General features: G+C 67.8%; 29 protein-coding genes. 12 read left to right on the top strand and 17 right to left on the bottom strand.

The window, feature by feature from the left end:
- Positions 1-93: 93 nt before the first annotated feature.
- Complete coding sequence (locus CCR98_RS18740) at positions 94-888, top strand: D-alanyl-D-alanine carboxypeptidase family protein (RefSeq protein WP_087923778.1); 795 nt, start codon at positions 94-96, stop codon at positions 886-888.
- A 5-nt stretch (positions 889-893) separates the two neighbouring features.
- Here CCR98_RS18740 and CCR98_RS18745 read toward each other — a convergent pair whose 3' ends face one another.
- Together CCR98_RS18745 and CCR98_RS18750 are read right to left on the bottom strand one after the other, a co-directional pair.
- Positions 894-1,487 (bottom strand): TetR/AcrR family transcriptional regulator, encoded by a 594-nt coding sequence (locus tag CCR98_RS18745; RefSeq protein WP_087923779.1) that lies wholly within the window; start codon positions 1,485-1,487, stop codon positions 894-896.
- A gap of 16 nt (positions 1,488-1,503) precedes the next feature.
- Complete coding sequence (locus CCR98_RS18750; RefSeq protein WP_087923780.1) at positions 1,504-2,100, bottom strand: NAD(P)H-dependent oxidoreductase; 597 nt, start codon at positions 2,098-2,100, stop codon at positions 1,504-1,506.
- Between the two features lie 126 nt (positions 2,101-2,226).
- Between CCR98_RS18750 and CCR98_RS18755 the strand changes: the two genes are divergently transcribed.
- Complete coding sequence (locus tag CCR98_RS18755) at positions 2,227-2,760, top strand: hypothetical protein (protein WP_087923781.1); 534 nt, start codon at positions 2,227-2,229, stop codon at positions 2,758-2,760.
- 33 nt (positions 2,761-2,793) lie between these two features.
- Here the strand turns inward: CCR98_RS18755 and CCR98_RS18760 are convergent, their stop codons facing one another.
- Positions 2,794-3,648 (bottom strand): isocitrate lyase/phosphoenolpyruvate mutase family protein, encoded by an 855-nt coding sequence (locus tag CCR98_RS18760; RefSeq protein ID WP_087923782.1) that lies wholly within the window; start codon positions 3,646-3,648, stop codon positions 2,794-2,796.
- Positions 3,649-3,814: 166 nt separating this feature from the next.
- Here CCR98_RS18760 and CCR98_RS18765 point away from each other — a divergent pair, with 166 nt between their 5' ends.
- From CCR98_RS18765 to accC, 5 genes are all read left to right on the top strand, one after another.
- Positions 3,815-4,537 (top strand): DOPA 4,5-dioxygenase family protein, encoded by a 723-nt coding sequence (locus tag CCR98_RS18765; RefSeq protein ID WP_087923783.1) that lies wholly within the window; start codon positions 3,815-3,817, stop codon positions 4,535-4,537.
- A gap of 391 nt (positions 4,538-4,928) precedes the next feature.
- Positions 4,929-5,378, top strand: a complete 450-nt coding sequence (gene aroQ, locus CCR98_RS18770; protein WP_087923784.1) for a type II 3-dehydroquinate dehydratase — start codon at positions 4,929-4,931, stop codon at positions 5,376-5,378.
- Complete coding sequence (locus CCR98_RS18775) at positions 5,375-5,800, top strand: lysozyme inhibitor LprI family protein (protein ID WP_087923785.1); 426 nt, start codon at positions 5,375-5,377, stop codon at positions 5,798-5,800. Before aroQ ends, CCR98_RS18775 begins: the two co-directional genes overlap by 4 nt.
- Positions 5,801-5,854: 54 nt before the next feature.
- Positions 5,855-6,334 (top strand): acetyl-CoA carboxylase biotin carboxyl carrier protein, encoded by a 480-nt coding sequence (accB, locus tag CCR98_RS18780; RefSeq protein ID WP_005411252.1) that lies wholly within the window; start codon positions 5,855-5,857, stop codon positions 6,332-6,334.
- 10 nt (positions 6,335-6,344) lie between these two features.
- Positions 6,345-7,712: an acetyl-CoA carboxylase biotin carboxylase subunit gene (gene accC, locus CCR98_RS18785; RefSeq protein ID WP_006473295.1), complete on the top strand. Its 1,368-nt coding sequence runs from the start codon at positions 6,345-6,347 to the stop codon at positions 7,710-7,712.
- 126 nt (positions 7,713-7,838) lie between these two features.
- Here the strand turns inward: accC and CCR98_RS18790 are convergent, their stop codons facing one another.
- Both CCR98_RS18790 and CCR98_RS18795 read right to left on the bottom strand, forming a co-directional pair.
- Positions 7,839-8,213 carry a hypothetical protein gene (locus CCR98_RS18790; RefSeq protein ID WP_014038687.1) on the bottom strand — a complete coding sequence of 125 codons (375 nt, stop codon included), beginning with the start codon at positions 8,211-8,213 and terminating at the stop codon, positions 7,839-7,841.
- Positions 8,210-9,181, bottom strand: a complete 972-nt coding sequence (locus CCR98_RS18795) for a hypothetical protein (RefSeq protein WP_087923786.1) — start codon at positions 9,179-9,181, stop codon at positions 8,210-8,212. The genes CCR98_RS18790 and CCR98_RS18795 overlap by 4 nt, the downstream gene beginning before the upstream one ends.
- A 164-nt stretch (positions 9,182-9,345) precedes the next feature.
- Here CCR98_RS18795 and prmA point away from each other — a divergent pair, with 164 nt between their 5' ends.
- The 3 genes from prmA to fis all read left to right on the top strand — a co-directional run bounded on the left by prmA (position 9,346) and on the right by fis (position 11,467).
- Positions 9,346-10,266 carry a 50S ribosomal protein L11 methyltransferase gene (gene prmA / locus CCR98_RS18800; RefSeq protein ID WP_087923787.1) on the top strand — a complete coding sequence of 307 codons (921 nt, stop codon included), beginning with the start codon at positions 9,346-9,348 and terminating at the stop codon, positions 10,264-10,266.
- Between the two features lie 42 nt (positions 10,267-10,308).
- Positions 10,309-11,076 carry a DUF3426 domain-containing protein gene (locus tag CCR98_RS18805; protein WP_087923788.1) on the top strand — a complete coding sequence of 256 codons (768 nt, stop codon included), beginning with the start codon at positions 10,309-10,311 and terminating at the stop codon, positions 11,074-11,076.
- Between the two features lie 115 nt (positions 11,077-11,191).
- Positions 11,192-11,467 (top strand): DNA-binding transcriptional regulator Fis, encoded by a 276-nt coding sequence (gene fis / locus CCR98_RS18810; protein WP_005419706.1) that lies wholly within the window; start codon positions 11,192-11,194, stop codon positions 11,465-11,467.
- Between the two features lie 98 nt (positions 11,468-11,565).
- Here the strand turns inward: fis and CCR98_RS18815 are convergent, their stop codons facing one another.
- Genes CCR98_RS18815 through CCR98_RS18840 form a run of 6 tightly spaced genes read right to left on the bottom strand, consistent with a single transcriptional unit; the run spans position 11,566 to position 17,366 of the window.
- Positions 11,566-12,561, bottom strand: a complete 996-nt coding sequence (locus CCR98_RS18815; RefSeq protein WP_087923789.1) for a phosphatidate cytidylyltransferase — start codon at positions 12,559-12,561, stop codon at positions 11,566-11,568.
- Positions 12,558-13,187, bottom strand: coding sequence for a lysophospholipid acyltransferase family protein (locus CCR98_RS18820; RefSeq protein WP_087923790.1), 630 nt, complete (start codon positions 13,185-13,187; stop codon positions 12,558-12,560). The genes CCR98_RS18815 and CCR98_RS18820 overlap by 4 nt, the downstream gene beginning before the upstream one ends.
- 13 nt (positions 13,188-13,200) lie before the next feature.
- Positions 13,201-13,638 (bottom strand): hypothetical protein, encoded by a 438-nt coding sequence (locus CCR98_RS18825; RefSeq protein ID WP_087923791.1) that lies wholly within the window; start codon positions 13,636-13,638, stop codon positions 13,201-13,203.
- Positions 13,635-14,963 carry a phosphatase PAP2/dual specificity phosphatase family protein gene (locus CCR98_RS18830; RefSeq protein ID WP_087923792.1) on the bottom strand — a complete coding sequence of 443 codons (1,329 nt, stop codon included), beginning with the start codon at positions 14,961-14,963 and terminating at the stop codon, positions 13,635-13,637. The genes CCR98_RS18825 and CCR98_RS18830 overlap by 4 nt, the downstream gene beginning before the upstream one ends.
- A complete protein-coding gene (locus tag CCR98_RS18835; protein ID WP_087923793.1) occupies positions 14,963-16,714 on the bottom strand; it encodes a bifunctional alpha/beta hydrolase/class I SAM-dependent methyltransferase in 1,752 nt (583 codons plus the stop codon). Before CCR98_RS18835 ends, CCR98_RS18830 begins: the two co-directional genes overlap by 1 nt.
- A gap of 34 nt (positions 16,715-16,748) precedes the next feature.
- On the bottom strand, positions 16,749-17,366 hold the full coding sequence (locus CCR98_RS18840) for a CDP-alcohol phosphatidyltransferase family protein (protein ID WP_087923794.1): 618 nt from the start codon (positions 17,364-17,366) through the stop codon (positions 16,749-16,751).
- 209 nt (positions 17,367-17,575) lie between these two features.
- On the opposite strand from CCR98_RS18840, the gene purH reads away from it, so the two are divergent.
- Complete coding sequence (purH, locus tag CCR98_RS18845) at positions 17,576-19,159, top strand: bifunctional phosphoribosylaminoimidazolecarboxamide formyltransferase/IMP cyclohydrolase (RefSeq protein WP_087923795.1); 1,584 nt, start codon at positions 17,576-17,578, stop codon at positions 19,157-19,159.
- 61 nt (positions 19,160-19,220) lie between these two features.
- The gene (gene purD / locus CCR98_RS18850; protein ID WP_087923796.1) at positions 19,221-20,504 is read left to right on the top strand and encodes a phosphoribosylamine--glycine ligase; all 1,284 of its coding nucleotides are present in this window, start codon (positions 19,221-19,223) and stop codon (positions 20,502-20,504) included.
- A gap of 151 nt (positions 20,505-20,655) precedes the next feature.
- On the opposite strand, the gene rpoH is transcribed toward purD, so the two are convergent.
- The 6 genes from rpoH to CCR98_RS18880 form a co-directional block, all read right to left on the bottom strand.
- The gene (rpoH, locus tag CCR98_RS18855; protein ID WP_006473441.1) at positions 20,656-21,531 is read right to left on the bottom strand and encodes an RNA polymerase sigma factor RpoH; all 876 of its coding nucleotides are present in this window, start codon (positions 21,529-21,531) and stop codon (positions 20,656-20,658) included.
- A 278-nt stretch (positions 21,532-21,809) separates the two neighbouring features.
- A complete protein-coding gene (gene ung / locus CCR98_RS18860; protein WP_087923797.1) occupies positions 21,810-22,523 on the bottom strand; it encodes a uracil-DNA glycosylase in 714 nt (237 codons plus the stop codon).
- The gene (locus CCR98_RS18865) at positions 22,520-23,362 is read right to left on the bottom strand and encodes a response regulator (protein WP_049424094.1); all 843 of its coding nucleotides are present in this window, start codon (positions 23,360-23,362) and stop codon (positions 22,520-22,522) included. Before CCR98_RS18865 ends, ung begins: the two co-directional genes overlap by 4 nt.
- A gap of 7 nt (positions 23,363-23,369) precedes the next feature.
- Positions 23,370-24,317 carry a permease-like cell division protein FtsX gene (gene ftsX, locus CCR98_RS18870; protein WP_087923798.1) on the bottom strand — a complete coding sequence of 316 codons (948 nt, stop codon included), beginning with the start codon at positions 24,315-24,317 and terminating at the stop codon, positions 23,370-23,372.
- Positions 24,318-24,320: 3 nt separating this feature from the next.
- The gene (gene ftsE, locus CCR98_RS18875; RefSeq protein WP_014648630.1) at positions 24,321-25,007 is read right to left on the bottom strand and encodes a cell division ATP-binding protein FtsE; all 687 of its coding nucleotides are present in this window, start codon (positions 25,005-25,007) and stop codon (positions 24,321-24,323) included.
- A gap of 47 nt (positions 25,008-25,054) precedes the next feature.
- A complete protein-coding gene (locus tag CCR98_RS18880) occupies positions 25,055-25,798 on the bottom strand; it encodes a class I SAM-dependent methyltransferase (RefSeq protein ID WP_087923799.1) in 744 nt (247 codons plus the stop codon).
- Positions 25,799-25,902 lie beyond the last annotated feature (104 nt).

Consider the following 25,902-nt stretch of genomic DNA (forward strand, 5'->3'; position numbering starts at 1 on the left):
GCCCACAATTACGATACGTTATATCGTTTCAATATTGCAGCTTCATGCAGCCGCTGCGGGCTATCCTGCAGGCCCTCATCCATCGCCGCATCCATGCCGTCTCCTGCTCCTGCGCGCGCGCCGCTGTCCTCCATCACCATCGAAGCCAGCACCTTCGCGGTGATCCACCAGCACAACGCGGGCATCGCGCGGCAACCGGCCTCGCTGACCAAGCTGATGACCGCCTACGCCGCTTACGAATGTGTCGAAGAGAACGGAAGGGCGTGGGACGAAGCGGTCATCATCGCCGCCGAGGATGTGCATGCGGTGGCCGGCGATGAAACGCGCATGGGCCTGCTGCCCGGCGAAAGGGTCAGCCTGGCACGCCTGCTGGAAGGGTTGATGATCGTCTCCGGCAATGATGCGGCGCTGGCCATCGCGCGCCATCTGGACGGATCACAGCCTGCGTTCCTGGACCGCATGAACCGGCACGCGCACCAGCTTGGCCTGCGCAGCACGTGGTTCGCCAGCGTGTCCGGCATCACCACCCCGCACCATGCCTCCAGCGCGCGCGACATGGCGGTACTCGCCGCCTGCCTGCTGAACGACCATCCGCAGATCCTGGCGATCACCGCACAGCGCGCGTTCGCGCATGGCAGCTTCAGCCGCAGCAACCAGAACGCCCTGCTTGGCGAAAACGGCGTGGATGGATTGAAGACCGGCTACACCCAGGCAGCAGGCTTCTGCCTGGCCGCCACCGCATGCCGGTCAGTGCCCGGGCGTGATCAGCCGGTACGCCTGATCACCGTGGTCCTGGGTTCTGGAAGCCGCGACGCACGCGATGCCCTTGTGCGCGAGCGTCTGGCCGCCGGGTTCGCGGCGCTGGCCGGCAACACCGCCGACGCCTGAGCGGCTCAGCGCCGCTTGACCGTCGCCACGATCAAGCACTGCAGCTCGGCCTCGGCGTCGGCCTTGTCCAGCGCGCCCGCCGCCACGGCTTCGGACAGGGCTTCGGCCGCACCGAGAATCGCCCAGCGCCCGGCCAGTGGCACCGTGCCATCGGCCGCAAACGGGCCCAGCCAGGTGTCGCAGTTGTCGATGAAATCCTGCTGGTAGCGCCGCCTCACCTCGCGCAGTTCGGGTGCACCGACCAGCGCGGCAAGGATGCCCTGCACTTCACTGCCCTGGCTGAGGATGCAGTCGATGTAGCCGGAGGCGATGGCCGCCGCACGATCGGCCAGCTGCGCCCTGGCGCGACCGATGCGCTCGTTGAAGACCAGCGTCTGGCGGCCGTCGTAGTCATCGTAAAGCGCGGCCAGCAGCCCATTGCGGGTCACGAAGTGATCGTAGGCCACCGGCTTGGTCACACCCGCAGCCTCGGCCAGCCGCCCCAGCGTCAGCGCATCGGTACCTTCGTCGCCGACCAGCGCCCAGGCCACGTCCAGCAACTGGCGGGCGCGTTGCTCGCGGGTCAATCGGCGGCGCGTGGGTGCGGCGTTGGCAGGCATCGGTGGAGCACGTCGGTCAGCGCATCGGAGTACCGATTTTACGGCCGATCGCCAGCGCGGTCTGCAGATGCGCTTCGGCTGCACCGGAATCGGCGTCCAGCAGCAGGTCGGACGACAGCACGCGTGCGCCGCAGTAGTCGAAGATGCCCATGTCGATCTGGGTCTTCATCGCCGCACCGTAGCCGCGCCGTTCGATCATGTCCGCGCCGGCCCCGCCGACGCCGACCAGGTGCACGCGCAACCACTGCAGCTTTTTCTGCACCTTGCCATCGGCACCGTCCTGGTAGGCCCAGCCCTGGGTGAACACTCGATCGATCCATCCCTTCAGCAGCGCGGGGAACGACCACCAGTACAGCGGGTAGACCAGTACCAGCGTATCGGCAACCTCCAGCCGCGCCTGCTCTGCGGCGACATCGGCCGGCGTTGCGCCGGTGCCACGGAACAGCGCCTGGTCCTGCATGTTGAAGCGCGGATCGAAGCCTTCGGCCACCAGATCGGCGTGGGTCACGCGGTTGGCGGCATCCGACGCGGTGATGGCTTGGCCGATGCGCCTGGCGATGGCATGGGTCAACGCGCCGGATTCAGGATGGGCGGTAACGATGAGGGTGTGCATGGGGGAGTTCCGGAATTCACTAACTACTAATAGTAAGTAGTGACGCCGGGGATACCAGCACCATGCGTGGGATGCTGTTTCCGCATCCACCGTATAGTGCGGCGGTTCCCGCTGAGGTACCCGACGATGCACCGATATCTGCTTTCCCTTCTGCTGGCGCTGCCGATGGCAATGGCCGTTGCGCCCGCGCTGGCCGGTGAACTCAGTCCGGAAGACTCGGCCGCATTGCGCAAGGAGGTGCAGGCGATGATGGACGCCTTCGCCCGGGGCGATACCGAGCTGATCATCGCGCGCACCCATCCCAGCCTGAAACAGCTGGCCGGCGGCGACGAGGCCTATGCGCGGGCGACCCGCAACACGGTGAAGGCGCTGCGCAAGGCCGGCGTCACCATCATCAGCGACGAAGCGGGCGTGCCGGGCCGCACCTATGCGGCCGGTGACGAGGAAGTCTGCTTCGTACCGCGCCAGTCACTGTTGCGCGTGCGCGAAGCGCCGATGCGCAGCACGTCATTCATGGTCGCTGTGCGGCGCGTCGGTACCACGCAATGGCGCTATCTGGATGGCGCCGCGCTGCCGGACAACCCCGGGCTGTTGCAGTTGCTGCTGCCCGACCTGGAGCCGGACGTGATCCTGCCGGAGAGTGAGACGCAAGCGCTGTAGGTGTAGGCGCATCCATCCACGCATGGCGTGGATCTACTGTCCCTGCCAGCCCAAGCCCGCACCGAGGAACAGCGCGTTCAACGCAGCCCCGGAAGCCGCCTGCTGCAGGCCATCGAAGCGACCGTCCTGCACGATCGGCTGGGTCGCCTGCATCAGCCCTCCCCATGCTGCGCGCGCCAGCGCACCGCCCAGGCTGACCCGGCGCACACCGAGTGCGGCGATGTCCTGCAGGCTCAGCGGTGTCGGACCACCTACCAGCAGGTTCACCGGCTTCGATCCCGCAGCGGCAACCACCGCACTGATCTGTTCGCGCGTGCTGATGCCCGGTGCATACAGCACATCGGCGCCGGCCTCGGCATAGGCACGCAGACGCTGCAGGGTGTCCTGCAGATCCGGGACGCCAACGAAGAAATTCTCGGCTCGCCCGACCAGCAGCACGTCGCCGCCCGCACGATCGATGGCTGTACGTGCCGCGCGCAATCGCTCGACCGCCTGCCCGATCGGCCGCAGCGGCGCATCGGCTACGCCACTGGCATCCTCGATCGACAACGCCGCGATGCCGGTGTCGATCGCCGCGGCCACCGCCTCCTGCACCGCCTGTGGGGTGGCACCGAAGCCATCACCGAAATCGGCGTTCAACGGCAGCGGTGTCGCTGCCGCCATCAGCCGCAGATGTTCCAGCGTGGCCTGCAGCGAAACCGCGCCATCCGGCCGCCCTTCACTCCAGGCGCAGCCGGCACTGGTCGTGGCCAGTGCCTGGAAGCCCTGCCGCTGCAGGTAGCGCGCACTGCCCACATCCCACGGATTGGGCAGCACGAAGCACCCGGCTGCATGCAGCTGGCGGAAGGCCGCGCGCTTGCGCGGGAGGTCGGCATCGAACGAGGTCATGGCGGGCTCCGGGGCGGCAGAGCTGCACCCTAGCCCGCCGTCCGGCCGCGCTCAATGGTGACGGAGGCGGCCATGCATAAGGTGATACCGGCTGCTTATTGGACACCACCGTGCGCGCTGCACGAGCGTGCTTGCCTGCCCACACAGTGCCGCCACGGAGCCCTCCATGCACCCGGACCCGCAGCCCCTCGTCGACGTCGGCGACGATGACGCCCACTGGGCCGATCTGCTCTCACCCACGCGCCGACGCCTGATCGCGTCGGCCGGACTGGCCGCCGGCGGCCTGGCCAGCGCCTCGACCGCAGCCGCGCGCAGCGATAACGCCTTGAACACCACCGAACCCGGGCGGCCCGGCTTCCGCGCCATCGTTCCGCCAGCGCCCGAGGGCCGCAGCCCCTGGGGCCAGGCCACGGCCAGCGAACCCACCCCGCGTCCGGCCAGCGTGCGCCCCGGCGAGGCCACGCTGCCCACCCGGCCACGTGCCTACACCGACATCAAGAGCTACCACGCGCACATCTACTTCGATGAGGACAGCTTCGAGAAGGCCGCGCTGCTGCGGCGCTGGGCCGCCGAGCGCTTCCCGGTGGAGCTGGGCAACTGGAACCTTGAGCCGCGCGGGCCACACGTCACCCCGTCGTTCTATTTCGGCTTCACCAACGACCTGCTGCCGGTGCTGGTGCCCTGGCTGCAGCTCAACAGCCTGGGCCTGACCATCCTGATCCACCCCAATACCGGCGATGGCCGCGCCGACCATCTGCATTACGCGTTGTGGGTGAACCGCGCGCAGCCGGTGAATGCCTACAACTGGCCGGCGCCGAAGCCGGGGGAACGGGAGCCACTGGAGGAGGTGTTCCCGAACGTGGTGCCGACGGTGCCGCTGGAGACCTGAGCGGGTGCGTGGCGGGGGCGGTGGGTGGCGTGCAGCGCACCTTAGGCTGCCCCTCGGTGGGTGCGTAGCGTGCTGCCCACCGAACGTCCTTCATCCACGCATGGCGTGGATCTACCGGCCGGCGGTCCGTCATCTACGCATGGCGGCGTGGCTAGCGCATCACGGCCCGTTGCGGCATCCGCCATCGCCCGGCGTTGCCGGCATCGTCGGCCTACGTGCCAGCATCCCCGGCCAGCACCACGTTCAGCGCGCCTTGATCCAGCGCCCGCCGTACGGCCACAAGCACTCCGGCCAATTTCAAACAATCGATTGAAACGATGCAAACTTCGCCGAACTGGACAGCATCCGCCGGTTCCGCCAGACTGCCGCCCTTTCCCGTCTTCCGGATCCCATGGCGAAGCTGCTGGTCCTGCACGGCCCCAACCTCAACCTGCTCGGCACCCGCGAGCCGGACGTCTACGGCCATACCACGCTGGCCGACATCGACCAGGCCATGGCCGCCCAGGCATCGGCCGCAGGGCATACGGTGGAAAGCCTGCAGTCCAATGCCGAGCATGTGCTGGTGGACCGCGTGCAGGCCGCGCGCAGTGACGGAACCGCTTTCATCCTGATCAACCCCGCCGCCTTCACCCACACCTCGGTCGCCCTGCGCGATGCGCTGGCGGCGGTGGCGGTGCCGTTCATCGAGATCCACCTGTCCAACCCGCATACCCGCGAGCCGTTCCGCCAGCACAGCTACTTCAGTGACAAGGCGGTGGGCGTGGTATGCGGCTTCGGTGCCGACAGCTACCGGTACGCGATGGACGCGGCACTGCTGCGCATGCAGGCGGCCCGCGCGTGAAGATGCTGCCGCGTGTGCTCGCCAGCCTCGCGCTGTGCGCCGGCCTGTGTGGCGTTGCCCATGCGGGCGACCGCAGTGCCGACGGCATCGACTGCGCGCAGGCCACCGGCGGCTACGAGCGCGACATGTGCGATTCCGATCGCCTGGACGATGTCGACCGCGAATTGAACGCCGTCTACGCGCAGGCACTCGACGAACTGAAGGCACAGGCGGCCGATGGCAGCTGCAGCCGCTGCGCGGCGGCCGAACAACAGCTGGTGAAGGCCCAGCGCATCTGGATCACCCTGCGCGATGCAGACTGCGAGGCGGTCTACGCCTTCAATGCAGACGGCACCTCGCGCAACCCTGCGAAGATGCAATGCCTGATCACCCAGACGCGCGACCGTACGCGGCAGCTGCGCGAGTTCTACGAACTGCTTTGACCCGAGTGCAACCGCACTCCCCACCACACTGACATCACGAGCAAAGAGGCCACCATGGATCTCCGCAAAATCAAGAAGCTGATCGACCTGCTGGAAGAGTCGAACCTGGCTGAAATCGAAATCAAGGAAGGCGAAGAGTCGGTGCGCCTGTCGCGCGCCCCGGTGGCCGGCTATGCCGCCCCGGTCGCCGCCCCGGTGTACGCCGCTCCGGCCGCTCCGGCGCCGCAGGCGATGCCGATGCAGTCGCCGACCGAAGCCTCCACCGGCGGCACCGCCAAGCCGGGCCCGGCGCTGCCGGAAGGCCACGTGCTGCGCTCGCCGATGGTCGGCACCTTCTACGCCTCGTCTGCCCCGGACAAGCCGGCCTTCGTCACCGTTGGCCAGCAGGTCAAGGAAGGCGAAACCCTGGCCATCATCGAAGCGATGAAGATGTTCAACCCGATCGAAGCCGACACGTCCGGCACCATCGTCGCCATCCTCGGCGAGAACGGCCAGCCGGTGGAATTCGACCAGCCGCTGTTCGTGATCGGCTGAGGGGCACGCCATGCTCGACAAAGTCGTCATCGCCAACCGAGGGGAGATCGCGCTGCGCATCCTGCGCGCGTGCCATACCCTCGGCATCCGCACGGTGGCCGTGCACTCCACGGTCGACCGCAACCTCAAGCACGTGGCCATGGCCGACGAGTCGGTCTGCATCGGTCCGGCGCCGTCGCCGCAGAGCTACCTCAACATCCCGGCACTGATCGCCGCGGCGGAAGTCACCGACGCCCAGGCCATCCACCCGGGTTACGGCTTCCTGTCGGAGAACGCCGACTTCGCCGAACGCGTGGAAGAGTCCGGCTTCATCTTCATCGGCCCCAAGGCCGACACCATCCGCATGATGGGTGACAAGGTCGAAGCCATCCGCGCGATGAAGTCCGCCGGCGTGCCGTGCGTGCCCGGCTCGGGCGGCCCGCTGGGCGAGGACATCGTCGCCAACACCAAGATCGCCCGTGAGATCGGTTACCCGGTCATCATCAAGGCGGCCGGTGGCGGCGGTGGCCGCGGCATGCGCGTGGTGCACGCCGAAGCCTCGCTGAAGACCTCGATCGAAACCACCAAGAGCGAGGCCAAGGCCGCGTTCGGCAATGGCGAGGTCTACATGGAGAAGTTCCTGGAGAATCCGCGCCACGTGGAGATCCAGGTGCTGGCCGACGGCCAGGGCAACGCCATCCACCTGGGTGAGCGCGACTGCTCGATGCAGCGCCGCCACCAGAAGGTGGTGGAAGAAGCACCGGCACCAGGCATCAGCGCCGAACAGCGCGAGCAGATCGGCAAGGTGTGCACCGAAGCCTGCGTGCGCATCGGTTACCGCGGTGCCGGCACGTTCGAGTTCCTGTACGAGGACGGCCGCTTCTACTTCATCGAAATGAACACCCGCATCCAGGTGGAGCATCCGGTCACCGAAATGGTCACCGGCATCGACCTGGTGGCCGAGCAGCTGAAGATCGCCGCCGGCCAGAAGCTGTCGATCAAGCAGAGCGACGTGGTGCTGACCGGCCATGCCATCGAATGCCGCATCAATGCCGAAGATGCCGAGACCTTCGTGCCGAGCCCGGGCACCATCACCGGCTTCCATCCGCCGGGTGGCCCCGGCGTGCGCGTGGATACCCATATCTACAGTGGCTACCGCGTGCCGTCGAACTACGACTCGATGATCGGCAAGCTGATCGTGCACGGCCCGGACCGCGAAACTGCCATCGCCCGCATGCGGGTGGCGCTGAGCGAAATGGTGGTCGATGGCATCAAGACCAACATCGCCCTGCAGCAGCGGATCATGCGTGACAAGGGCTTCCAGGCCGGTGGCCAGAACATCCACTACCTGGAAAAGCGCCTTGCCGAGCGCAAGAACAAGCCGATCGCACTGACCTGATCGGCGCCAGGTGCTGGACATGAAAAGGGCGGGGATCTCCCCGCCCTTTTCTGTTTCTGTAGCCGAGCCCATGCTCGGCTTGCCGGAAAGCACAGCCGGGGCCTGCCCGGCTCTACCCAGGCAGGCTCAGCGCGCGTCCGCCGCCGTCGCCGGGATCTGCGAGTTGGCCAGCGGCCGCACGCCATTGGGCGAGGTCGGGTCGACGATCACCATGGTTTCGGTGGAACCATCGGGCCACACCACCTGGAAGGTGCTGCCGGCCGGCAGTGAAGCGAATGGCATGCCACTCTGCGCGCGATAGACCGCAGCGACCTGGCTGGCACCGGCGCGGCGCACGTCTTCCTGCGCCTTCACCGTGGTCAGCTCCACCTTCGACAGATGCCGGTAGCGGTCCTCGTAGGTATCGATCATCAGCAGGCCGACCGCGCCGGCCGAGTAGGCCACGAACAGCGCCACCCAGAACCAGAACTTGGCCCCATGCAGGAATCGACGGTAATTCATCGCCCGTCCCTCTTTCCAACCAATCGCTTGATCCATTCCTTCATTTTCCCAGCACCTTGCCGCGATACCGCAGCGTCATACACGAAATCCCGGAAATCCTGCGCTCCATCCTGCGAACAGATCCCTCCGTTCGCACAAAAATTGTTGACCAGCACGCTGTCCGCTCCACAGGCTAGACCGAGTTCACAGGCCGCAAGCCGCCATGCAAGTTCACTGAGCTGCTCGCCCGCCACCAGCCCGTCAAGCGCGCGGTCACCGGCAGCACGCACGCCCATGCCCGGCGCGATGGCCATGTAGGCCTCCGGGTCACGCGAGATGCGCACGCGCTCGACCAGGTCGCGGCGGTATTCGGCACTGTCGTGCAGCGGCTCACCTTCGGCGAACAGCGCTGCTTCCGCGGCCAGGTTGCCCTGTGCGGCCGCTTTGCGGCGCTCGGAAAGCACCAGCGCCGCGCCTAGCTTGTCGCCCGGCACGAATCCTCCGCAGCGCTGCGCCACGCGCTCGCGCGCCTCGATCATCGCCGGCGCCGCCGTCAGGCCCAACCCGCTCAGTACGTTGTTGTCCAGGCGGTAGCCACCCGGATCGAGTGCGTACTGCGCGCAATAGTCATAGACGCGGCTGAGCATCCAGCGCGCCTCGTGATTGCCGTTGTCGGCCTGTGTGCGCAGGCGCTGGGCGTAGGCATACAGGTCGCTGGCGTCTTCGATGTCGGCGCGCAGGTCCAGCGGCAGGCCCGACGGCAGCGTGTTGCCGCGCTCGAAGGCCGCCAGCCGTCGCGCCAGTGCTTCCGGCACCACCGGCAGCGGCGCTCCGCTGTCACGGCTGGCCACGGCCAGCGGCAGGTCCGGCGACGCCGATGGCGACGCCACGCCCGCCGCATGGCCGCTGGCCCGATACCCGGCCACGCCCAGCACGGCTACCGCCGGCAGCACGAGCAACCAGGTTTTCAGGGTTGGAGCGAAGGCCATCGGCGGGTGCGAGCGTGCATGGCACACAGGAAAGCGCTGAGTTTAGCAAGGCCTGAGAGGCCTGTCTGAACTGCCCCCGTTCATCTCAAAGCGGCATCTCAGGCAATACGGAGACGCCCCAATGGTCTAGCATGGCCCCCTTTCCCGCGATTGCCCCCACCGCCATGCCGTTCCTGGAACTGACCCTGCGCTGCACCGAAGCCACCCAGCCCCGCTATGAAAATGCGCTGGAGGACGTCGGCGCACTGGCGGTGACCCTGCTCGATGCCGAAGCCGACACCAGCAACGAACAGGCCATCCTCGAACCGGGCGTGGGTGAAACGCCACTGTGGGACACCCTGGTGCTGAGCGCGCTGTTCCCCGCCGACAGCAACGCGCTGCTGCTGCTGGCCGCACTGGAATCGTTCGACCCGGAGCTGGACTGGAGCAATGGCAGCTTCCGTGCGGTCGAAGACGAAGACTGGGAACGCGCCTGGCTGGATCAGTTCCAGCCGATGGATTTCGGCAGCCGCACCTGGATCGTGCCGTGGAACCATGAACTGCCGGACGCTGCACAGGCCGACGATGCCGCCGTGGTGCGGCTGGACCCGGGCCTGGCGTTCGGCTCGGGCACCCACCCGACCACCGCCCTGTGCCTGCGCTGGCTGGACCAGCTGGCCGTGGACGGCCAACTGCAGGGCCAGCGCGTGCTCGACTTCGGCTGCGGCTCGGGCATCCTCGCACTGGCCGCGCTGAAGCTGGGCGCCGCCGAAGCGATCGGCGTGGACAACGATCCGCAGGCGCTGGTCGCCACCGCCGACAATGCCGAGCGCAATGGCGAGCAGGCCCGCATGCAGGTGTACCTGCCGCAGGACGAACCGGTCGCCACCTATCCGATCGTGGTCGCCAACATCCTTGCCTCGGCGCTGGATGCGCTGGCCGAGCTGCTGGCCGCACGCGTCGCCGCTGGCGGTCGCATCGCCCTGTCGGGCATCCTGCATGGCCAGGAAGGCGAACTGCTGCAGCGCTATGCCGCGTGGTTCGACGATCTGCAGGCCACCCAGGATGGCGACTGGATGCGCATCACCGGCGTGCGCCGCGCCTGATCGTGATTGAATGACCGCTGGATCCGAGCCCGCGCCCTGAGCATGTCCGAGCCGAACCCGCCGCGCCGCCCTTTGGCTACCTTCCTGCGCCCCGCGCCGGAAGGCGAGGCTGCACCTGCGACCGATGCGCGCACGCCCGATCCAGCGCTGCACGGCATCCCTGCCGCGGAGACCGGCGACCCGATCGACGCGGCGGTACCGCCGATGGCGGAGACGCGACAGAGCGATGACACCGTCATCCTCGACGAAGCGGCCGTGATCGAACCCGTCCTTGCCGCCCCGGCCGCGCAGGCCGTGGCGGGGGATGCGCCGAGCTTCCTGGGCACTTCACGGCCGCGCGCGCTGCCGACGCCGCACTGGCACTGGGTGCTGGTCGCCGGGCTGGCACTGCTGCTGGTACTGCAGAGCGTGCTGGCCGATCGTGCGCGACTGGCCGCCGATGCCAGCAACCGCGCCTGGCTGGGCGCGTTGTGCGGCGCACTGCGCTGCAGCCTGCCGGCCTGGCACGAGCCCACCGCGTTCACCATGACCAGTCGTGAGATCCGTCCGCTGGCGGGCCAACCCGGCGTACTGCAGGTGCAGGCCAGCATCCGCAACGATGCGCGCTGGGCACAGGCCTGGCCGGACCTGCGCCTGTCGCTGTCCGATGCCGATGGCCGGGTGATCGGCAGCGGCGTGTTCGCACCGGCACAGTACCTCGGCGAAGCCCCCGGCGCGGCCCTGCTGGAACCGGGCCAGAGTGCGCGCATCGCGTTCCGCGTGCAGGAGCCTGCCGCGTCCACCGTCGCATTCACCTTCGACTTCCTCTGACCAGGGTAGAGGCGACCAGCCGTGGCAGGTCGGGCACGCTCGCGCTAGACTGGCCGCCACCACCTCGTCCGGCCGCGCGCTCCGCGCGCACGGGCCAACCAGATCGGGAACCCCCTTGAACGCTGTCCTCTCTCGTCCTGACAACAGTCGTGGCGCTCCCCGGCCACCGCTGCGTGAACACGTCGCCCAGTCCGTGCGCCGCTACCTGCGTGACCTTGATGGCTGCGACGCGGACGATGTCTACGAGATCGTGCTGCGCGAGATGGAAATCCCGTTGTTCGTGGAAGTGCTCAACCACTGCGAAGGCAACCAGAGCCGCGCCGCGGCGATGCTGGGCATCCACCGCGCCACCTTGCGCAAGAAGCTGAAGGAATACGGCATCAGCGCCTGAGCGTGCGCGGGTAGTGCCGGCCGCTGGCCGGCAACCCCATGAACGATGGCAGGACCGGTAGATCCACGCCATGCGTGGATGCAGCCCCGGCGGCGGAATCAGCCGCCGCCGCCCGCCTTCCAGTAGTACCGCACCACATGGAAGAACACCGGCGCGGCGAAGCACACCGAATCGAGCCGGTCGAGCATGCCGCCATGGCCCTCGATCATGTGCCCCCAGTCCTTGATGCCGCGGTCGCGCTTGATCGCCGACATCACCAGGCCGCCCCAGAACCCCATCAGGTTGATCAGCAGCGACAGGCCGAACGCCTGCAGCGGCGTGAACGGGGTGATCCACCACAGCGCCGCCCCCAGCGCGCTGGCGCTCAGCACGCCACCCACGAAGCCCTCCACCGTCTTCGACGGCGACAGCTTCGGCGCGATCAGGTGCCTGCCCAGCAGCTTGCCCCAGATGTACTGCAGCACGTCCGAGGACTGCACCACGATCACCAGGAAGGCGAACAGCAGCACGTTGCGCGACGGGTCATGGCCGGGCACGTGCAGGTTCAGCAGCAGCGGCACGTGCGAGATGCAGAACACGCAGATCATCAACCCCCACTGCACCTTCGCCGTGCGCTCCAGGTAGTGCGTGGTATCGCCACCGATGGTCGACAGGATCGGCAGGAACAGGAACGCATAGACCGGGATCAGCAGCGTGTACATGCCGTACCAGTCGATCCACACCAGGTAGTACTGCCAGGGCAGCACGATGTAGAACGCGGCCAGCAGCGCGTAGTAGTCGCCCGAGCGGGTCGGCGCCAGGGTGATGAACTCGCGCAGCGCGAACAGCGAGATGATCGCGAACAGCACGATCACCCCGGCACGGCCGAAGAACAGCGCCAGCCCGACCACGATCGCCATCACCCACCACGCGCGGATACGCGACACCAGGTTGGCGATCACCGCACTGGGCCGCCCACGCTGGCGCCAGCGCAGGGTTTCGGCCACCAGCGTGGCCAGTACCAGCACCGCGCCGACACCGGCGAACAGCAGGCCGGTCTGCTGGCCGACGCTCTGCGTTGCCAGATCGCCAGATACATCCAACACGAAACTCATGCACGTCCCCCATTCGGCGCCAGGTCCAGCAGCGCCTGCCGGCTGCGCGCCAGGAACGCGGCCTTGTCCTCGTCGGCCTGCAGCCGCAGCGGGGTGCCGAAGGTGGCCGTGCACAGCAATGGCAACGGCAGGAACCGGCCCTTCGGCATCACCCGCTTCAGGTTGTCGATCCACACCGGCACGAACTCCAGCTCCGGCCGTTGTCGCGCCAGGTGGTAGATGCCGCTCTTGAACGGCAGCAGCGGCTCATCGCCCACATTGCGCGTGCCTTCCGGGAACAGGATCAGCGAACAGTCTTCGTCCACCGCATCGCGCAGTACCTGCAACGGGTCCTGCCGACGCTGGCCGGCCTCGCGCTCGACCAGCACACCGTTGAACACCGCATCGATCAGGTAGCGGCGCAGGCCGTCGCGCTGCCAGTACTCGGCTGCGGCAACCGGGCGCACCTGCCGCCGCAATGCCGGTGGCATCGACGACCAGATCAGTACGAAGTCACCATGGCTGGCGTGGTTGCCGTAGTACACGCGGCGCTCGCTGGACGGCGCGCAGCCGATCCACAGCGCGCGCGCACCGGTCACCACGTGGATCGCGCCACTGCAGGCGCGGGCAATCAGTTCGGCGAACATCGGCTCCTCCCGTTCACGTCTGCGGCCACACCACGGCCAGCACCAGCACCACCACCTGCACCCCTGTCAGCAGGTACTGGCGCAGCAGCAGGCGGCGCATGCCGGCCCAGCGCAGGTCCCAGCCGCGCAACGGCGCGTCGGGCGCTGCGCGGCGCAGGCCGCTGTCGTGCAGCAGCTGGTCGGTACGGCGCGCAGCGGCGTCACCCTCCAGGCCTTCATCGCGCAGCAGCTGCAGCAGGCTGGCATCCAGACCAACCCGCCATGCGTGGTAGGCCTGTGCGAGCCCAACGATGACGCTGACCAGCAGCAGGCCGGCAGCAACCATCGCCAGGCCCGGCTCGGTGCCGAGCAGCAGCAACGCCACCAGCAACAGGCCCAGCGACAGCAACGCCGGCCAACGGCCCTGCCGAAGCAGCAGCTGCATGGTCGCCAGATCGGGAACCGTACTCACGTGCGTACTCCCGCTGCGGCGGTGATGGCATGCAGATGCGCCGCGCCCAGCACGATGCCGGGACGTGCCGCGCGCACGATCGCCACCGCGGCATCGGTATCGGTGGCACGACCACTGCGCAACAGCCAGGCCGCCACACTGGCAGCACTGCGCGAATAGCCCAGCGCGCAACACACCAGCAGCGGCCCCTGCATGCGCAGGCGCTCGATGGCCTCGGCCGCCGCGCGCAGCTGTTCCGGCGTGGGCACCACCAGGTCCAGCATCGGCACGCTGGCATACGCCGCGCCCGGTGCACGACCGGACAGCTCGGCACAGGCATCGACCACGCCCACCAAGGGCGTTGGCAACGCAGTACGGGGAATGCGCCCCAGCCACACGCCATCCATCACCGCCACCGGCTGCGGCGCACGCCGCGTCCACAGCCGCGAATTGATCCAGGCAGCGCCCAGGTACGGCGCCAGCAACCAGCGCGCCGCCATGGTCAGCCGCCCATCGGCGCGCTTCTGGAACACCGCCGTGCCCAGCCCGGCATAGGCCAGTGCCACCAGCAGCAACGACACCACCGGCCACAGCAGCCACAACGCCGCGCCACGCAGAAGCACCACCGGTACCAGCAATACAGCGGCCCCCAGCAGGTACAGCGCTGCCAATCGCCAACGTTTGGCATCGCGCACGGTGCGCCAGGCGCGTAATGGCGGCGTGCCCTGCTCCGGCCACAGCCAGACGCACAGCCAGCCGGCCAGCAGGCCGGTCGGGATATCGATGAAGTGGTGCTGGAACGTGGTCAGCACCGAAACGCCGATCAGCAGCGCCCACACGTGCAACACCCAGCGCCACACGCCATGCAGGTATTGCGCGAACTTCACCCACAGCACGATCAGCAGCACGATGTGCAGTGACGGCGCCTGGTTGAACGGCTTGTCGAAGCCCAGCAACACGTCGAACAGCCAGCCGAACACACCGCCGATCTCCGGCCGCTCGAAGCTGAAGCGCAGCGGCCACAGCACGAAGCAGCTCACGGCGATCAGCTGTGCACTGAACAGCCGCAGCGCGTGCCGGTCCAGTTCCAGCTGACGCCTGCACAGGAAGAACGAGATCGCGTAGAACAGGTCGATCGACCAGTACGGCACGATCGTCCACGGCACGAACGGAATCTGCGTTTCCCATCCGAACGCCATCACCGGCAGTTCGGCATGGCGGCCGGCCATCCAGTTGGCGAAGCCATAGCTGGCGAAGAAGAACGGGCCCAGCAGGGCCAGCCACAACAGGGCGCGCCGCCAGGGGCGCCCTTCCGCGGCCAGCGGGGTTGCGGCGAGCGTCGCCATCACGCGGTCCGGCGCGCCAGCGACACGGTGAAGATGCCGAAGTCATCGATGCGCTGCGCCACCTTCTCGAACCCGGCCAGGCGCACCAGCTCGTCCATTTCCTGCTGGGTACGGCGGCGCATCACCCACGCTGCGCCACCCCGGTGGCTGGTCAGTGCGCGTGCGATGAATTCCAGCTGCGGGTGCCAGGGCTGGCCGGTGTAGGCCAGGTAGCCGCCTATCGGCACCGTCACGGCAATGCCCTGCAGCGAGCGCAGCACCGCATCGTTGTCGGGGAACAGTTCGTACAGGCCCGATACCACCGCCAGCGTCGGCGCCGGGTCCACCGTGGCCAACTGCGCCGGATCGAACGCATCGCCCTGTTCGAAGCGGGCGATGTCGGCCGCACCCAGGCGCTCGATCAAGGCCTGGCCCTGGGTCACGTTCAGATCACTGAAATCACGCAGCACGATGCGCTCGGCGCGTTGTTCGCCCTGGCCCAGTGCTTCCAGCACGTAGCGGCCATGGCCAGCGGCCACGTCCAGCACGCGAACCGGCGTGCCCTGCCCGCGCAGGCGCTGGGCAGCGTCGCGCAGCAGTTCCTGCAGGTGCTGGCCACGAATGCGGATGCCACGCCAGCCGATCGCATCCAGATAGTTGCGGTCGACCATGCGGCCCAGCGGGCCCTTGCCACGCGCTTCGTCGCGGTAGATGTAGTCCAGCGTGCTGCCCGAATCGAAACCGGTCTGCAGTCCCAGCGCGATACCTTCGGACAACGTTCCGCCGAAACGCAGGCCCCCACGTACCACCCGCCAGCGCAGGTCGGCCAGGCTGTTGCGCTCTGGTGGCCAGGCCAGAATCTCCGATTCCTCGAAGGTCGGCCCATGGCGGTGCGCGTCGCGCCGTGACAGCTCGCGCAGCGGCTCGGCGAAACGCGCCTGGATGAAACTGCGGATGCGTGCCAACGCCGGCGCCCGATCGCGCTCGCCCAGCGTGTCGTGGAAGAAACCCGGCAAGTGCACGCGCTCCTTGATCGGGCTGGACAGGCGCTCGTAGAAGCGGTCCTGCGGGCCACGGTGCACGACGAAGTCGGAGCCGGACACCAGCAGCTGCACCGGCACGCTTATCGCCTGCGCATCGGCCACGATGCGGTCGGCCGCTTCGTACAGGCCCAGCAGCACGCGCACCGAGATCGGCCGGGTGATCAGCGGATCGGTGCGGTAGCTTTCCACCCGCGCCGGGTCATGGGTCAGCCACTGCGGCTTGACGTAGCTGTTGACGAAGAAGTTGCCGCGCAGCTTCTGCATCAGCGCCAGGCCCGGGCGTGCGAACGGCACGTACAGTTTCACCTTGAACGCCGGCGAAGCCATCACCAGCGCGCGCAGGCGTGGTGCGTAGTCGTGCACCCAGGTCGCGGCGACCACCGCCCCCACGCTCTGCGCGATCACCACGATGTCCTGCACCGCGATGCCATGCTCGGCGCCGATGTGGGCGATGAAGCTGTCCAGGTCGCGCACCAGCGCCGGGAAGCCCGGTGCATCGCCGCGCGCGCCTGGCGAACGGCCATTGCCGCGCGCATCCCAGGCGAAGAAGGCGGTGTCGGGCAGGTCCAGCTCATCGACCAGGTGGGTGACGCGCCCGGAGTGCTCGTGGCCGCGGTGCAGCAGCACGATGGCCTTGGTGGCCGGCGTTGCGGTGGTGCCCGCCCAGTACCGGTAGAACAGCGGTACCTGGTCGAAGCTGTGGAATTCCCGTTCCTGCGCCTGACGCATGCAATCTCCTGATTGTCTTTTTGTATCTGCTTGATTAATTCGGCGAAACCGCCGCTTCCCGCAGTCCGCGACGGACGCGATTGATCATCGTCAGCATGCACAGCACCGCCATCGCAGCGGCCACACCGCTGACCGTCATCGCAGCACCCCAGCCGAACGCCAGCAGCAGGCCCAGCACGCCGATCACGAACGCGCGGTCGCTCTTGCCCATCGGGCCGTCATAGCGGCGGCTGGCACCGACCATCAGCCCCAGCACCCCGGCGTACTCGCTCAGCGCCGCCGTCCAGGCCAGCAGCCACAGCGCTTCCGGGCGCACGCCCGGCACGCTGAGCAGGCTCAGGTACAGCGCCGCGTCAGCGATCACGTCACACAGCTCGTTCAGATAGGCGCCCAGCCGCGACTGCTGGCCGAACTCGCGGGCCAGCATGCCGTCCACGGCGTTGAGCGCCATGCGCAGCAGCATCCACAGTGGCAGCAGCAGGTACAGCAGGGGCTGGGCCGGCGCGCAGCACCAGACGGCGGCAGCCACCAGCAGCGAGACCACGGCGGCGGCCACGGTCACCGTATTGGCGGTGATCCCCATGCGGTACAGACCGCGTACGGCCGGACGCAACAGGTCCTGAAAACGTCCTTTCAATGCATAGATCGACACGATCCGAACCCGCTGATCCTTGGCAGTTCCGGCACAGCCTACCCGATTGGAGCAGCCGCCCCCATCGAATTGCTTGCGGCCCCCCCCCGGCCTGGTTGTGCTGAAGGCGGCCGCAGGGCCATCGGCGCGGGCCGATTTTCCCCGACGGCGCCCGCCACCGGCCCCCACCGCCTACAATATCGGCCCCGCTCCGCTGCCGATTCTGTCCCATGACTGCTGATCTGTTGCCCGTCCGCCGGGCCCTCCTCTCCGTTTCCGACAAGACCGGTCTGGTCGAGCTGGCCACTGCGCTGGCGGCACGCGGCGTGGAGCTGCTGTCCACCGGCGGCACCGCCAAGGCGATCCGCGATGCGGGCCTGGCCGTGAAGGACGTGGCCGACGTCACCGGCTTCCCGGAAATGATGGACGGCCGGGTCAAAACCCTGCACCCGATGGTGCACGGCGGCCTGCTGGGCCGTTCGGGCCTGGATGATGCAGTGATGGCCGAGCACGGCATCGGTGCCATCGACCTGCTGGTACTGAACCTGTACCCGTTCGAATCGGTCACCGCCAAAGCCGACTGCACCCTGGCCGACGCGGTCGAGAACATCGACATCGGCGGCCCGGCCATGCTGCGCTCGGCGGCCAAGAACTTCGCCCGCGTGGCGGTGGCCACCGATCCGTCGCAGTACGCCGAACTGCTGGCTTCGCTGGACGCCAACAACGGCCAGCTGTCGGCTGCCACCCGCTTCGCATTCTCGGTGGCCGCGTTCAACCGCGTCGCCCAGTACGATGCGGCGATCAGCAACTACCTGTCGGCGGTCACCGCCACCGACGCCACCGTGCCGGCGCGTACCGAGTACCCGGCACAGATGAACTCCACCTTCGTGAAGGTGATGGACCTGCGCTACGGCGAGAACCCGCACCAGAGCGGCGCGTTCTACCGCGATCTCTACCCGGTGCCGGGCACGCTGGCCACCTTCCAGCAGCTGCAGGGCAAGGAACTGAGCTACAACAACCTGGCCGATGCCGATGCAGCGTGGGAATGCGTGCGCCAGTTCGACGCGCCGGCCTGCGTCATCGTCAAGCACGCCAACCCGTGCGGCGTGGCCGTCGGCGCCGGCAACGGCGATGCCTACGAGCTGGCCTACGCCACCGACCCGACCAGCGCCTTCGGCGGCATCATCGCCTTCAACAAACCGCTGGACGCGGCCACCGCCAAGGTGATCCTGGACCGCCAGTTCGTCGAAGTGCTGATTGCCCCGGACTACGAGCCGGCCGCGCTGGAATACGCGCAGAAGAAGGCCAACGTGCGCGTGCTGCGCATCCCGCACGGCGACGGCCTGAACAACTTCGACAGCAAGCGCGTCGGCTCTGGCCTGCTGCTGCAGTCCTCGGACAACCGCGGCATGACCCGCGACGAACTGAAGGTGGTCAGCAAGCTGGCGCCGACCGACAAGCAGTTCACCGACCTGCTGTTCGCCTGGAAGGTCGCCAAGTTCGTGAAGTCCAACGCGATCGTCTATGCCAAGGACAACCGCACCATCGGTGTCGGTGCCGGCCAGATGAGCCGCGTGTACTCGGCCCGCATCGCTGGCATCAAGGCCGCCGATGCGAACCTGGTGGTCGAGGGCTCGGTGATGGCCTCCGATGCGTTCTTCCCGTTCCGCGACGGCATCGATGCCGCTGCCGCCGCCGGCATCAAGGCGGTCATCCAGCCGGGCGGTTCAATGCGCGATGCCGAAGTGATCGCCGCCGCCGACGAACATGGCCTGGCCATGGTGTTCACCGGCGTGCGCCACTTCCGCCATTGATCCGCATTACGAAGCCGGGCCCTGCCCGGCTTTTCTTTTCCGCACCCGAGAACCCTGTCCCATGAAGATCCTCGTCATCGGCTCTGGCGGCCGCGAACACGCCCTGGCATGGAAGCTGGCCCAGTCCTCCCGTGTCACCGAAGTGATCGTGGCGCCCGGCAACGCCGGCACTGCCAGCGAAGACAAGTGCCGCAACGTGGCGGTGAAGGTGACCGATATCGACGGCCTGCTGGCGTTGGCGCAGGCCGAAGGCGTAGCGCTGACCGTGGTCGGCCCGGAAGTACCGCTGGTGGCCGGCGTGGTCGACCGCTTCCGCGCCGCCGGCCTGCGCATCTTCGGGCCGACCGCCGCTGCCGCGCAGCTGGAAGGCAGCAAGGCCTACGCCAAGGACTTCCTGGCCCGCCACAACATCCCCACCGCGTTCTACGCCGTGCACAGCGACGTGGACGCTGCGCTGGCCTACGTGCGCGAGAAGGGCGCACCGATCGTGGTCAAGGCCGATGGCCTGGCCGCCGGCAAGGGCGTGATCGTCGCAATGTCCCTGGCCGAAGCCGAAGACGCGGTGCGTGACATGCTCTCCGGCAACGCGTTCGGCGATGCCGGCGCACGCGTGGTGATCGAGGAATTCCTCGACGGCGAGGAAGCCAGCTTCATTTCGATGGTGGACGGCGTGCATGCGCTGCCGATGGCCACCTCGCAGGACCACAAGCGCGTCGGCGACGGCGATACCGGCCCGAACACCGGCGGCATGGGCGCCTATTCGCCGGCCCCGGTGGTGACCCCGGAGGTGCATGCACGGGTGATGCGCGAGGTGGTGAACCCCACCGTGCAGGGCATGATCGCCGACGGCATCCCGTTCACCGGCTTCCTTTACGCCGGCCTGATGATCGATGCCAGCGGCGCGCCGAAGGTGATCGAATTCAACGTGCGCTTCGGCGATCCGGAAACCCAGCCGGTGATGCTGCGCCTGCAGTCGGACCTGGTGGAGCTGGTGGAAGCCGCCATCGACGGCCGCCTGGACCAGGTGGAAGCGCACTGGGACGCACGCCCGTCGCTGGGCGTGGTGCTGGCCGCCAGGCCATACCCGGAATCGCCGATCACCGGCGACGTGATTTCCGGCCTGGACGATGTGCCGGCCAGTGCCAAGGTGTTCCATGCCGGTACGGCATTGGATACGCAGGGCCAGGTGCTCAGTGCCGGCGGCCGCGTGCTGTGCGTGGCGGCGCTGGGCGACAGCGTGCGCGATGCGCAGGCCAACGCCTATGCCGGCGTGGCCAAGATCAGCTGGGCCAACGAATTCCACCGCAACGACATCGGCTGGCGCGCGATCGCACGCGAGGGCTGAGGCAGGTGCGGTACCAGGGCATCCACGCATGGCGTGGATCTACTGGTATTGCACAGCTTGGGTGGATCCACGCCATGCGTGGATGAGAACGCCACCAAAAAGAAAAAGCCCGGCAATGCCGGGCCTTTTCATTGCTTCAACGCCCTCCCGCTTACGCGGTGAACAGCGCCTTCATCTTCTTCAGCGCATTCGCTTCAACCTGGCGGATGCGCTCGGCCGACACGCCGTACTCGTCGGCCAGCTCCTGCAGCGTCACCTTGCTGTCCGCGTCCAGCCAGCGGCGGCGGATGATGTCGCGCGAGCGGGCGTCCAGCTCGGCCAAGCCTTCGCGCAGCAGCTGCATCTGGTTGTCTTCGCTGTCGGCACGTTCGTAGGCCATCGACGGGTCTTCGTCGTTGGCGACCAGGAACGCGGCCGGCGACGGCGGCGCGTGCTCGTTGTCCTCGTCGGTCGGCGCATCGAAACCGATATCGCGACCGGACAGCCGCGACTCCATTTCCATGACCTCACGCTCGGACACGTTCAGGTCCTTGGCCACCGCGCTCACCTCAGCCGCGTTCATCCAGCCCAGGCGCGTCTTCGACTTGCGCAGGTTGAAGAACAGCTTGCGCTGTGCCTTGGTGGTGGCGACCTTCACGATGCGCCAGTTCTTCAGGATGAACTCGTGCATCTCGGCACGGATCCAGTGCACGGCAAAGGAGACCAGGCGCACGCCCATGTCCGGGTCGAAGCGCTTGACCGCCTTCATCAGGCCGATGTTGCCTTCCTGGATCAGGTCGCCCAGGGCAAGGCCGTAGCCGTTGTAGCCGCGGGCCACATGCACCACAAAGCGCAGGTGCGAATGCACCAGCTCGCGGGCAGCGTCCAGATCGTTGCCGTCGCGGAAGCGACGGGCCAGGTCCTGTTCGTCATCGACCGACAGCACCGGGATCTGGTGCACGGCACCGATGTAGGCGTCCAGCGAACCGAGCGCACTGGGAATCGGGAGATTGTTTGCCACAAGGGCAGTAGAGGTGTTCTGGCTCATAGGCACCCATCTTAGCAGTCCGGCATTTGGACTGCTAAAGGAGGAAAAAGTTCCAGCGTCCCATTGATGCAACACTGGTCCCAAACAGTGCCCTACCGTAGCGCGATTTGATGACAGTGGCGAGCACGCTTTTCGGGATTCACAATCCCTTGGAATTCAAACAATTACCTACTGGAAACCGGCCGATTCCGGTCAAGCGGAGCTGAACGGGCCGTTCGCAGGACCCATTCAGGTCCGGGGACGTTGCCGGGTGTTCAGGCCCGGTCACCCGCCAGGGCTCAGAGCGCCGAACGCGGCGGCAGCGACCAGTCGATCGGGACCTGGCTGCGGCGCTGCAGGTACTCGTTGGCCATCGAGAAATGCCGGCAGCCGAGGAAGCCACGGTGGGCCGACAGCGGCGACGGATGCGGCGACTTCAGCACGCGGTGGCGGCGGGTATCGATGACCTTGCCCTTCTGCTGCGCATAGGCGCCCCAGAGCATGAACACCAGCCCTTCGCGCTCGCGGTTGAGCACGTCCACCACGTGGTCAGTAAAGCCTTCCCAGCCGCGCCCCTGGTGCGCACCGGCCTTGCCCTCCTCCACCGTCAGCACCGCATTGAGCAGCAGCACGCCACGCTGCGCCCATGGAATCAGGCAGCCATGGTCCGGACGCGGGATACCGAGATCGCTCTCGATCTCCTTGTAGATGTTCAGCAGCGACGGCGGCACCGGCACGCCCGGCGGCACCGAGAAACTCAGGCCGTGCGCCTGGCCACGGCCGTGGTACGGGTCCTGCCCGAGGATCACCACCTTCACCTGCTCGAACGGCGTGGCGTCGAACGCGGCGAAGATCTGCGGGCCGGGCGGGAACACCGCCGCGCCACCGGCCTTGCGCTGGCGCAGGAAGCTGGACAGCTCGCGCATCTGCGGCTGCAACAGGTAATCGCCGACATGCAGCTTCCAGCTCGGTTCCAGCTGGATCGTCGGGGTGTCGGCTACTTCATCCATCATCGCAACAGGGGTCCATCGTTCAATCGGGCCAGCCGCAGCTGGAACAGCACCTTGGTGACCAGCAGCCGTTCTTCGATCGGCTTCAACACCAGGTCGTTGGCACCGGACTGCAGCAGCCCGGTCTGGTTGTGCGGATTGCCGTCGCCGGTCATCACCAGCACCGGCAGGCGGCGCTTGCCGTAGCCGAAGTCCACGCGCACACGCTGCACCACGTCGCGACCGCTCAGTTCGCCCTTCAGGGTGACGTCGGTCAGCACCAGGTCGATGCGATGGCGACTGCGGCCCAGCGACTCGGCGGTGAGCAGGGTGAACGCTTCTTCGGCGCTGACCACGTGCAGCACGTTCAACTGCTGGCGTTCCAGCATGCGCTTGGTGGCCTCGGCCACCACGCGGCTGTCCTCGATGTAGAGGATGGTGGCGCCGGGAATGGTCTGCGGCTGCACGTAGCCGCGGATGAAGGTCGCCAGTGCCTCATGGCCCAGCGCCTTGTCGAAATAGTCGGTGACGTACTCGGTGAAGCGGCGCTGCTCCAGGTGCTGCTGGGCATCGCCGGAAACCACGATCACCGGCACATAGGCCTGGCCGGCCGCTTCGCGCACCATCCGCGCCAGCGCCAGGCCGTCGCCATCGCGCAGGGTCAGCGAGGTCGTCACCAGGTCCACCGGGCCCTGCGCCAGCGCCTGCTGCGCATCCTCGATGCTGTCGCAGCCGATCACCTCCACGCCCGGCAGGTCGCGCTGCAGGACGTCGGCGATCAGCTTGCGCACCAGCTTCGAACCATCGACCACCATCACCCGCGTCGCGGGCCCTTCAAGGTGCTTCAGCGCTTGCGGTTGCATGCCGGTCTCAGGTGTCGGTCGGGCGGGTCTGGCGGAGGAAGTGGCCGGTGACCAGCCAGGCGCCCAGCCAACCCAGCAGCAGCGTGCCGAGCAGGACCAAGCCGCCGTGCAGCAGGTCCAGGCCGTGCAGCACGAACGGGCTGCCGTAGCTTCGCGAGAGTTCGGCCAGCGGCACGCGCAGGGCGGCACCGGCGGCGCCGATCAGGGCCAGCGCCACCGCGCCGGCGCCCAGGCCATACCAGGCGCCCAGGTACAGGAACGGGCGGCGGATGAAGCCATCGCTGGCGCCGAGCAGCTGCAGCACGCCGATCTCTTCACGGCGGGCCTGGATGTCCAGTCGCACGGTGTTGCCGACCACCAGCGCAGCACCGACGCCGAGCAGCACCGACAGCACCTGCACCAGCCGCGCGCCGAAGGCCAGCCAGGCATCCAGGCGCTGGCGCCACAGCGCATCGTGCTGCACCAGGTCGGCTTCGGGCAGGCTTTCCAGCGCGCGCGCCAGGCGTGCGTCATCCTTGCCCTGGCCGGGGGTGATCACCAGCAGCGAGGGCAGCGGATTGTCGTTGAGTGCGTCGATCGCCTCACCGAGGCCCGCATCGCGCAGTTCCTGCAGGCCCTGCTCGGGCGTGCGCACGTTCACTTCGGCCACATCGTCGCGGTCGCGCAGCTGCCCGGCCAGGCGCAGCGCGCCGGGCCCATCCACGTTGCCCTTCAGGAACACGTTGATGTCGCGCGACTGCTGCACGCTGCCGGCGAACTGCTTGAGGTTGTCCAGGGCGATCGACAGCCCCAGCGGCAACGCCAGCGCCAATGCCATGACCATCACCGTCAGCAGGGTCGCCCACGGCTTGCGGCATGCGCGGCCCAGGCTGAACACCACGCTGTGCACGTGGTGCTGGAACCAGACGCCCACGCGCGAGGGGGCGGCGGCTTCGCTGTTTTCGTTCTTCGCCATCGGTTACTCCGCCAGGTCCTGCGGCGAGATGTCATCCACCAGCCGGCCGTGGTCGAGGATCAGCACGCGCTTGCGCATGCGGCGCAGCAGCGGCAGGTCATGGCTGACCACCAGCACGCTGGTGCCACGCGAGGGCAGCTCGGCGAACAGCGCCATGATCTCCGCCGCCAGGGTCGGGTCGAGGTTGCCGGTCGGCTCATCGGCCACCAGCAGCTTGGGCTCACCGACAATGGCGCGGGCGATGCCGACGCGCTGCTGCTCGCCGGCCGACAGCTGCGAGGGCAGCGCCTTTTCGCGATGGCCCAGGCCCATCCGTTCCAGCACCGAGCGCACGCGCTTGCTGATGTCGCCACGGCGGGTGCCGCGCAGAATCAGCGGCAGCGCCACGTTCTCGGCGATCGAGCGGTCCATCAGCAGGCGGTGGTCCTGGTAGACCGCCCCCACCGCGCGTCGGTGGCGGGGCACGTCGCCACCGCGCACTTTCAGCAGGTTGCGCTCGTCGAACACCACCGCGCCGCGGCTGGGCCGCTCATCGAGGTGGATCAACTTGAGCAGGGTGCTCTTGCCCGCACCGGAATGGCCGGTGACGAACAGCATCTCGCCCGGCGCGACCTCGAAGCTGACATCGATCAGCGCCTCGTGGCCACCGGCGTACTGTTTGCTGACATTGTCGAAGCGCAGGACACTCATGCCCCGATTATGCAGGAGCGGCGCCACCGATCGGTAGCGCCCGGGCGCTACCCTTCCCTGCGGGCGTGCAGGACCACCAGCGCGTTGTTGTCGCGGTATTCATCCCAGAAGCCGGCAGGCCGACCCTCGCACTCCGCCGCTGTCGGCGCCGGCACCTGCCACTGCAGCCCGGGCAGTCCCGCGCGGGCGGCCGCCTGCTCGTGCTGGTCCGCGCGCCATTGATGGTCGGTGACGCGGGCCTCGGCGGCATCGGCGAACGCGACCTCCACCAGGTGATGATCCTCCAGCGCCTGCTGCCGGACGATGCGTGCGCCGTAGCGCGAGAAGTCGCCCCGGGCCAAGCGGAAGGCCGGATGGGTGACGATGCCCAGCAGCCGTCCGCCCGGCCTGAGGACACGGGCTGCCGCCCGGTACATGCGCTCCAGTTCCTGCAGCGTATCGGCGTGGTTGAACAGCCAGACCGCCACGGCAATATCGAAGCGGGCCGGCAGGTCCAGGCGGGTCGCGTCGCCCTGCAGGAACTGCATGGCGTCACCGCCTTGCCCGGAAAGCCGGCGCGCCTGCTCGATCATCGCGGCGGACAGATCGACACCGAGGGCACTACGTGCCCCGTGCAACAGAAGGTGGCGGCCGAAATCGCCGGAGCCGCAGGCCAGATCGATGACATCCCGCCCCTGCAGTGGACCGGCCAGCTCCAGCAGTGTCCGGCGTTCCAGCGGACGCGATGCAGAAGCCGCCACGTGCTGCGCGTAATGCAGATCGAATGCGTCGTAACAGGGTACGGATGCCATCACGTGACGCCTCCAGATGCGGGAGGCGCCAGCTTGGCTGGAGGCCGCGAGGCGCGGCCAGAGTCAGATGCGACAGGGTTGCGTGGCCGGCGGCTGCGCGGCAT

The organism is Stenotrophomonas sp. WZN-1 (assembly GCF_002192255.1).
GTDB lineage: Bacteria > Pseudomonadota > Gammaproteobacteria > Xanthomonadales > Xanthomonadaceae > Stenotrophomonas.

Bases quoted from the DNA above. Each gene is read 5' to 3' on its own strand.
- CCR98_RS18740 (WP_087923778.1), top strand. From the start codon at position 94: ATGCCGTCTCCTGCTCCTGCGCGCGCGCCGCTGTCCTCCATCACCATC.
- CCR98_RS18745 (WP_087923779.1), bottom strand. From the start codon at position 1,487: ATGCCTGCCAACGCCGCACCCACGCGCCGCCGATTGACCCGCGAGCAA.
- CCR98_RS18750 (WP_087923780.1), bottom strand. From the start codon at position 2,100: ATGCACACCCTCATCGTTACCGCCCATCCTGAATCCGGCGCGTTGACC.
- CCR98_RS18755 (WP_087923781.1), top strand. From the start codon at position 2,227: ATGCACCGATATCTGCTTTCCCTTCTGCTGGCGCTGCCGATGGCAATG.
- CCR98_RS18760 (WP_087923782.1), bottom strand. From the start codon at position 3,648: ATGACCTCGTTCGATGCCGACCTCCCGCGCAAGCGCGCGGCCTTCCGC.
- CCR98_RS18765 (WP_087923783.1), top strand. From the start codon at position 3,815: ATGCACCCGGACCCGCAGCCCCTCGTCGACGTCGGCGACGATGACGCC.
- aroQ (WP_087923784.1), top strand. From the start codon at position 4,929: ATGGCGAAGCTGCTGGTCCTGCACGGCCCCAACCTCAACCTGCTCGGC.
- accB (WP_005411252.1), top strand. From the start codon at position 5,855: ATGGATCTCCGCAAAATCAAGAAGCTGATCGACCTGCTGGAAGAGTCG.
- accC (WP_006473295.1), top strand. From the start codon at position 6,345: ATGCTCGACAAAGTCGTCATCGCCAACCGAGGGGAGATCGCGCTGCGC.
- CCR98_RS18790 (WP_014038687.1), bottom strand. From the start codon at position 8,213: ATGAATTACCGTCGATTCCTGCATGGGGCCAAGTTCTGGTTCTGGGTG.
- CCR98_RS18795 (WP_087923786.1), bottom strand. From the start codon at position 9,181: ATGGCCTTCGCTCCAACCCTGAAAACCTGGTTGCTCGTGCTGCCGGCG.
- prmA (WP_087923787.1), top strand. From the start codon at position 9,346: ATGCCGTTCCTGGAACTGACCCTGCGCTGCACCGAAGCCACCCAGCCC.
- CCR98_RS18805 (WP_087923788.1), top strand. From the start codon at position 10,309: ATGTCCGAGCCGAACCCGCCGCGCCGCCCTTTGGCTACCTTCCTGCGC.
- CCR98_RS18815 (WP_087923789.1), bottom strand. From the start codon at position 12,561: ATGAGTTTCGTGTTGGATGTATCTGGCGATCTGGCAACGCAGAGCGTC.
- CCR98_RS18820 (WP_087923790.1), bottom strand. From the start codon at position 13,187: ATGTTCGCCGAACTGATTGCCCGCGCCTGCAGTGGCGCGATCCACGTG.
- CCR98_RS18830 (WP_087923792.1), bottom strand. From the start codon at position 14,963: ATGGCGACGCTCGCCGCAACCCCGCTGGCCGCGGAAGGGCGCCCCTGG.
- CCR98_RS18835 (WP_087923793.1), bottom strand. From the start codon at position 16,714: ATGCGTCAGGCGCAGGAACGGGAATTCCACAGCTTCGACCAGGTACCG.
- purH (WP_087923795.1), top strand. From the start codon at position 17,576: ATGACTGCTGATCTGTTGCCCGTCCGCCGGGCCCTCCTCTCCGTTTCC.
- purD (WP_087923796.1), top strand. From the start codon at position 19,221: ATGAAGATCCTCGTCATCGGCTCTGGCGGCCGCGAACACGCCCTGGCA.
- rpoH (WP_006473441.1), bottom strand. From the start codon at position 21,531: ATGAGCCAGAACACCTCTACTGCCCTTGTGGCAAACAATCTCCCGATT.
- ung (WP_087923797.1), bottom strand. From the start codon at position 22,523: ATGATGGATGAAGTAGCCGACACCCCGACGATCCAGCTGGAACCGAGC.
- CCR98_RS18865 (WP_049424094.1), bottom strand. From the start codon at position 23,362: ATGCAACCGCAAGCGCTGAAGCACCTTGAAGGGCCCGCGACGCGGGTG.
- ftsX (WP_087923798.1), bottom strand. From the start codon at position 24,317: ATGGCGAAGAACGAAAACAGCGAAGCCGCCGCCCCCTCGCGCGTGGGC.
- ftsE (WP_014648630.1), bottom strand. From the start codon at position 25,007: ATGAGTGTCCTGCGCTTCGACAATGTCAGCAAACAGTACGCCGGTGGC.
- CCR98_RS18880 (WP_087923799.1), bottom strand. From the start codon at position 25,798: ATGGCATCCGTACCCTGTTACGACGCATTCGATCTGCATTACGCGCAG.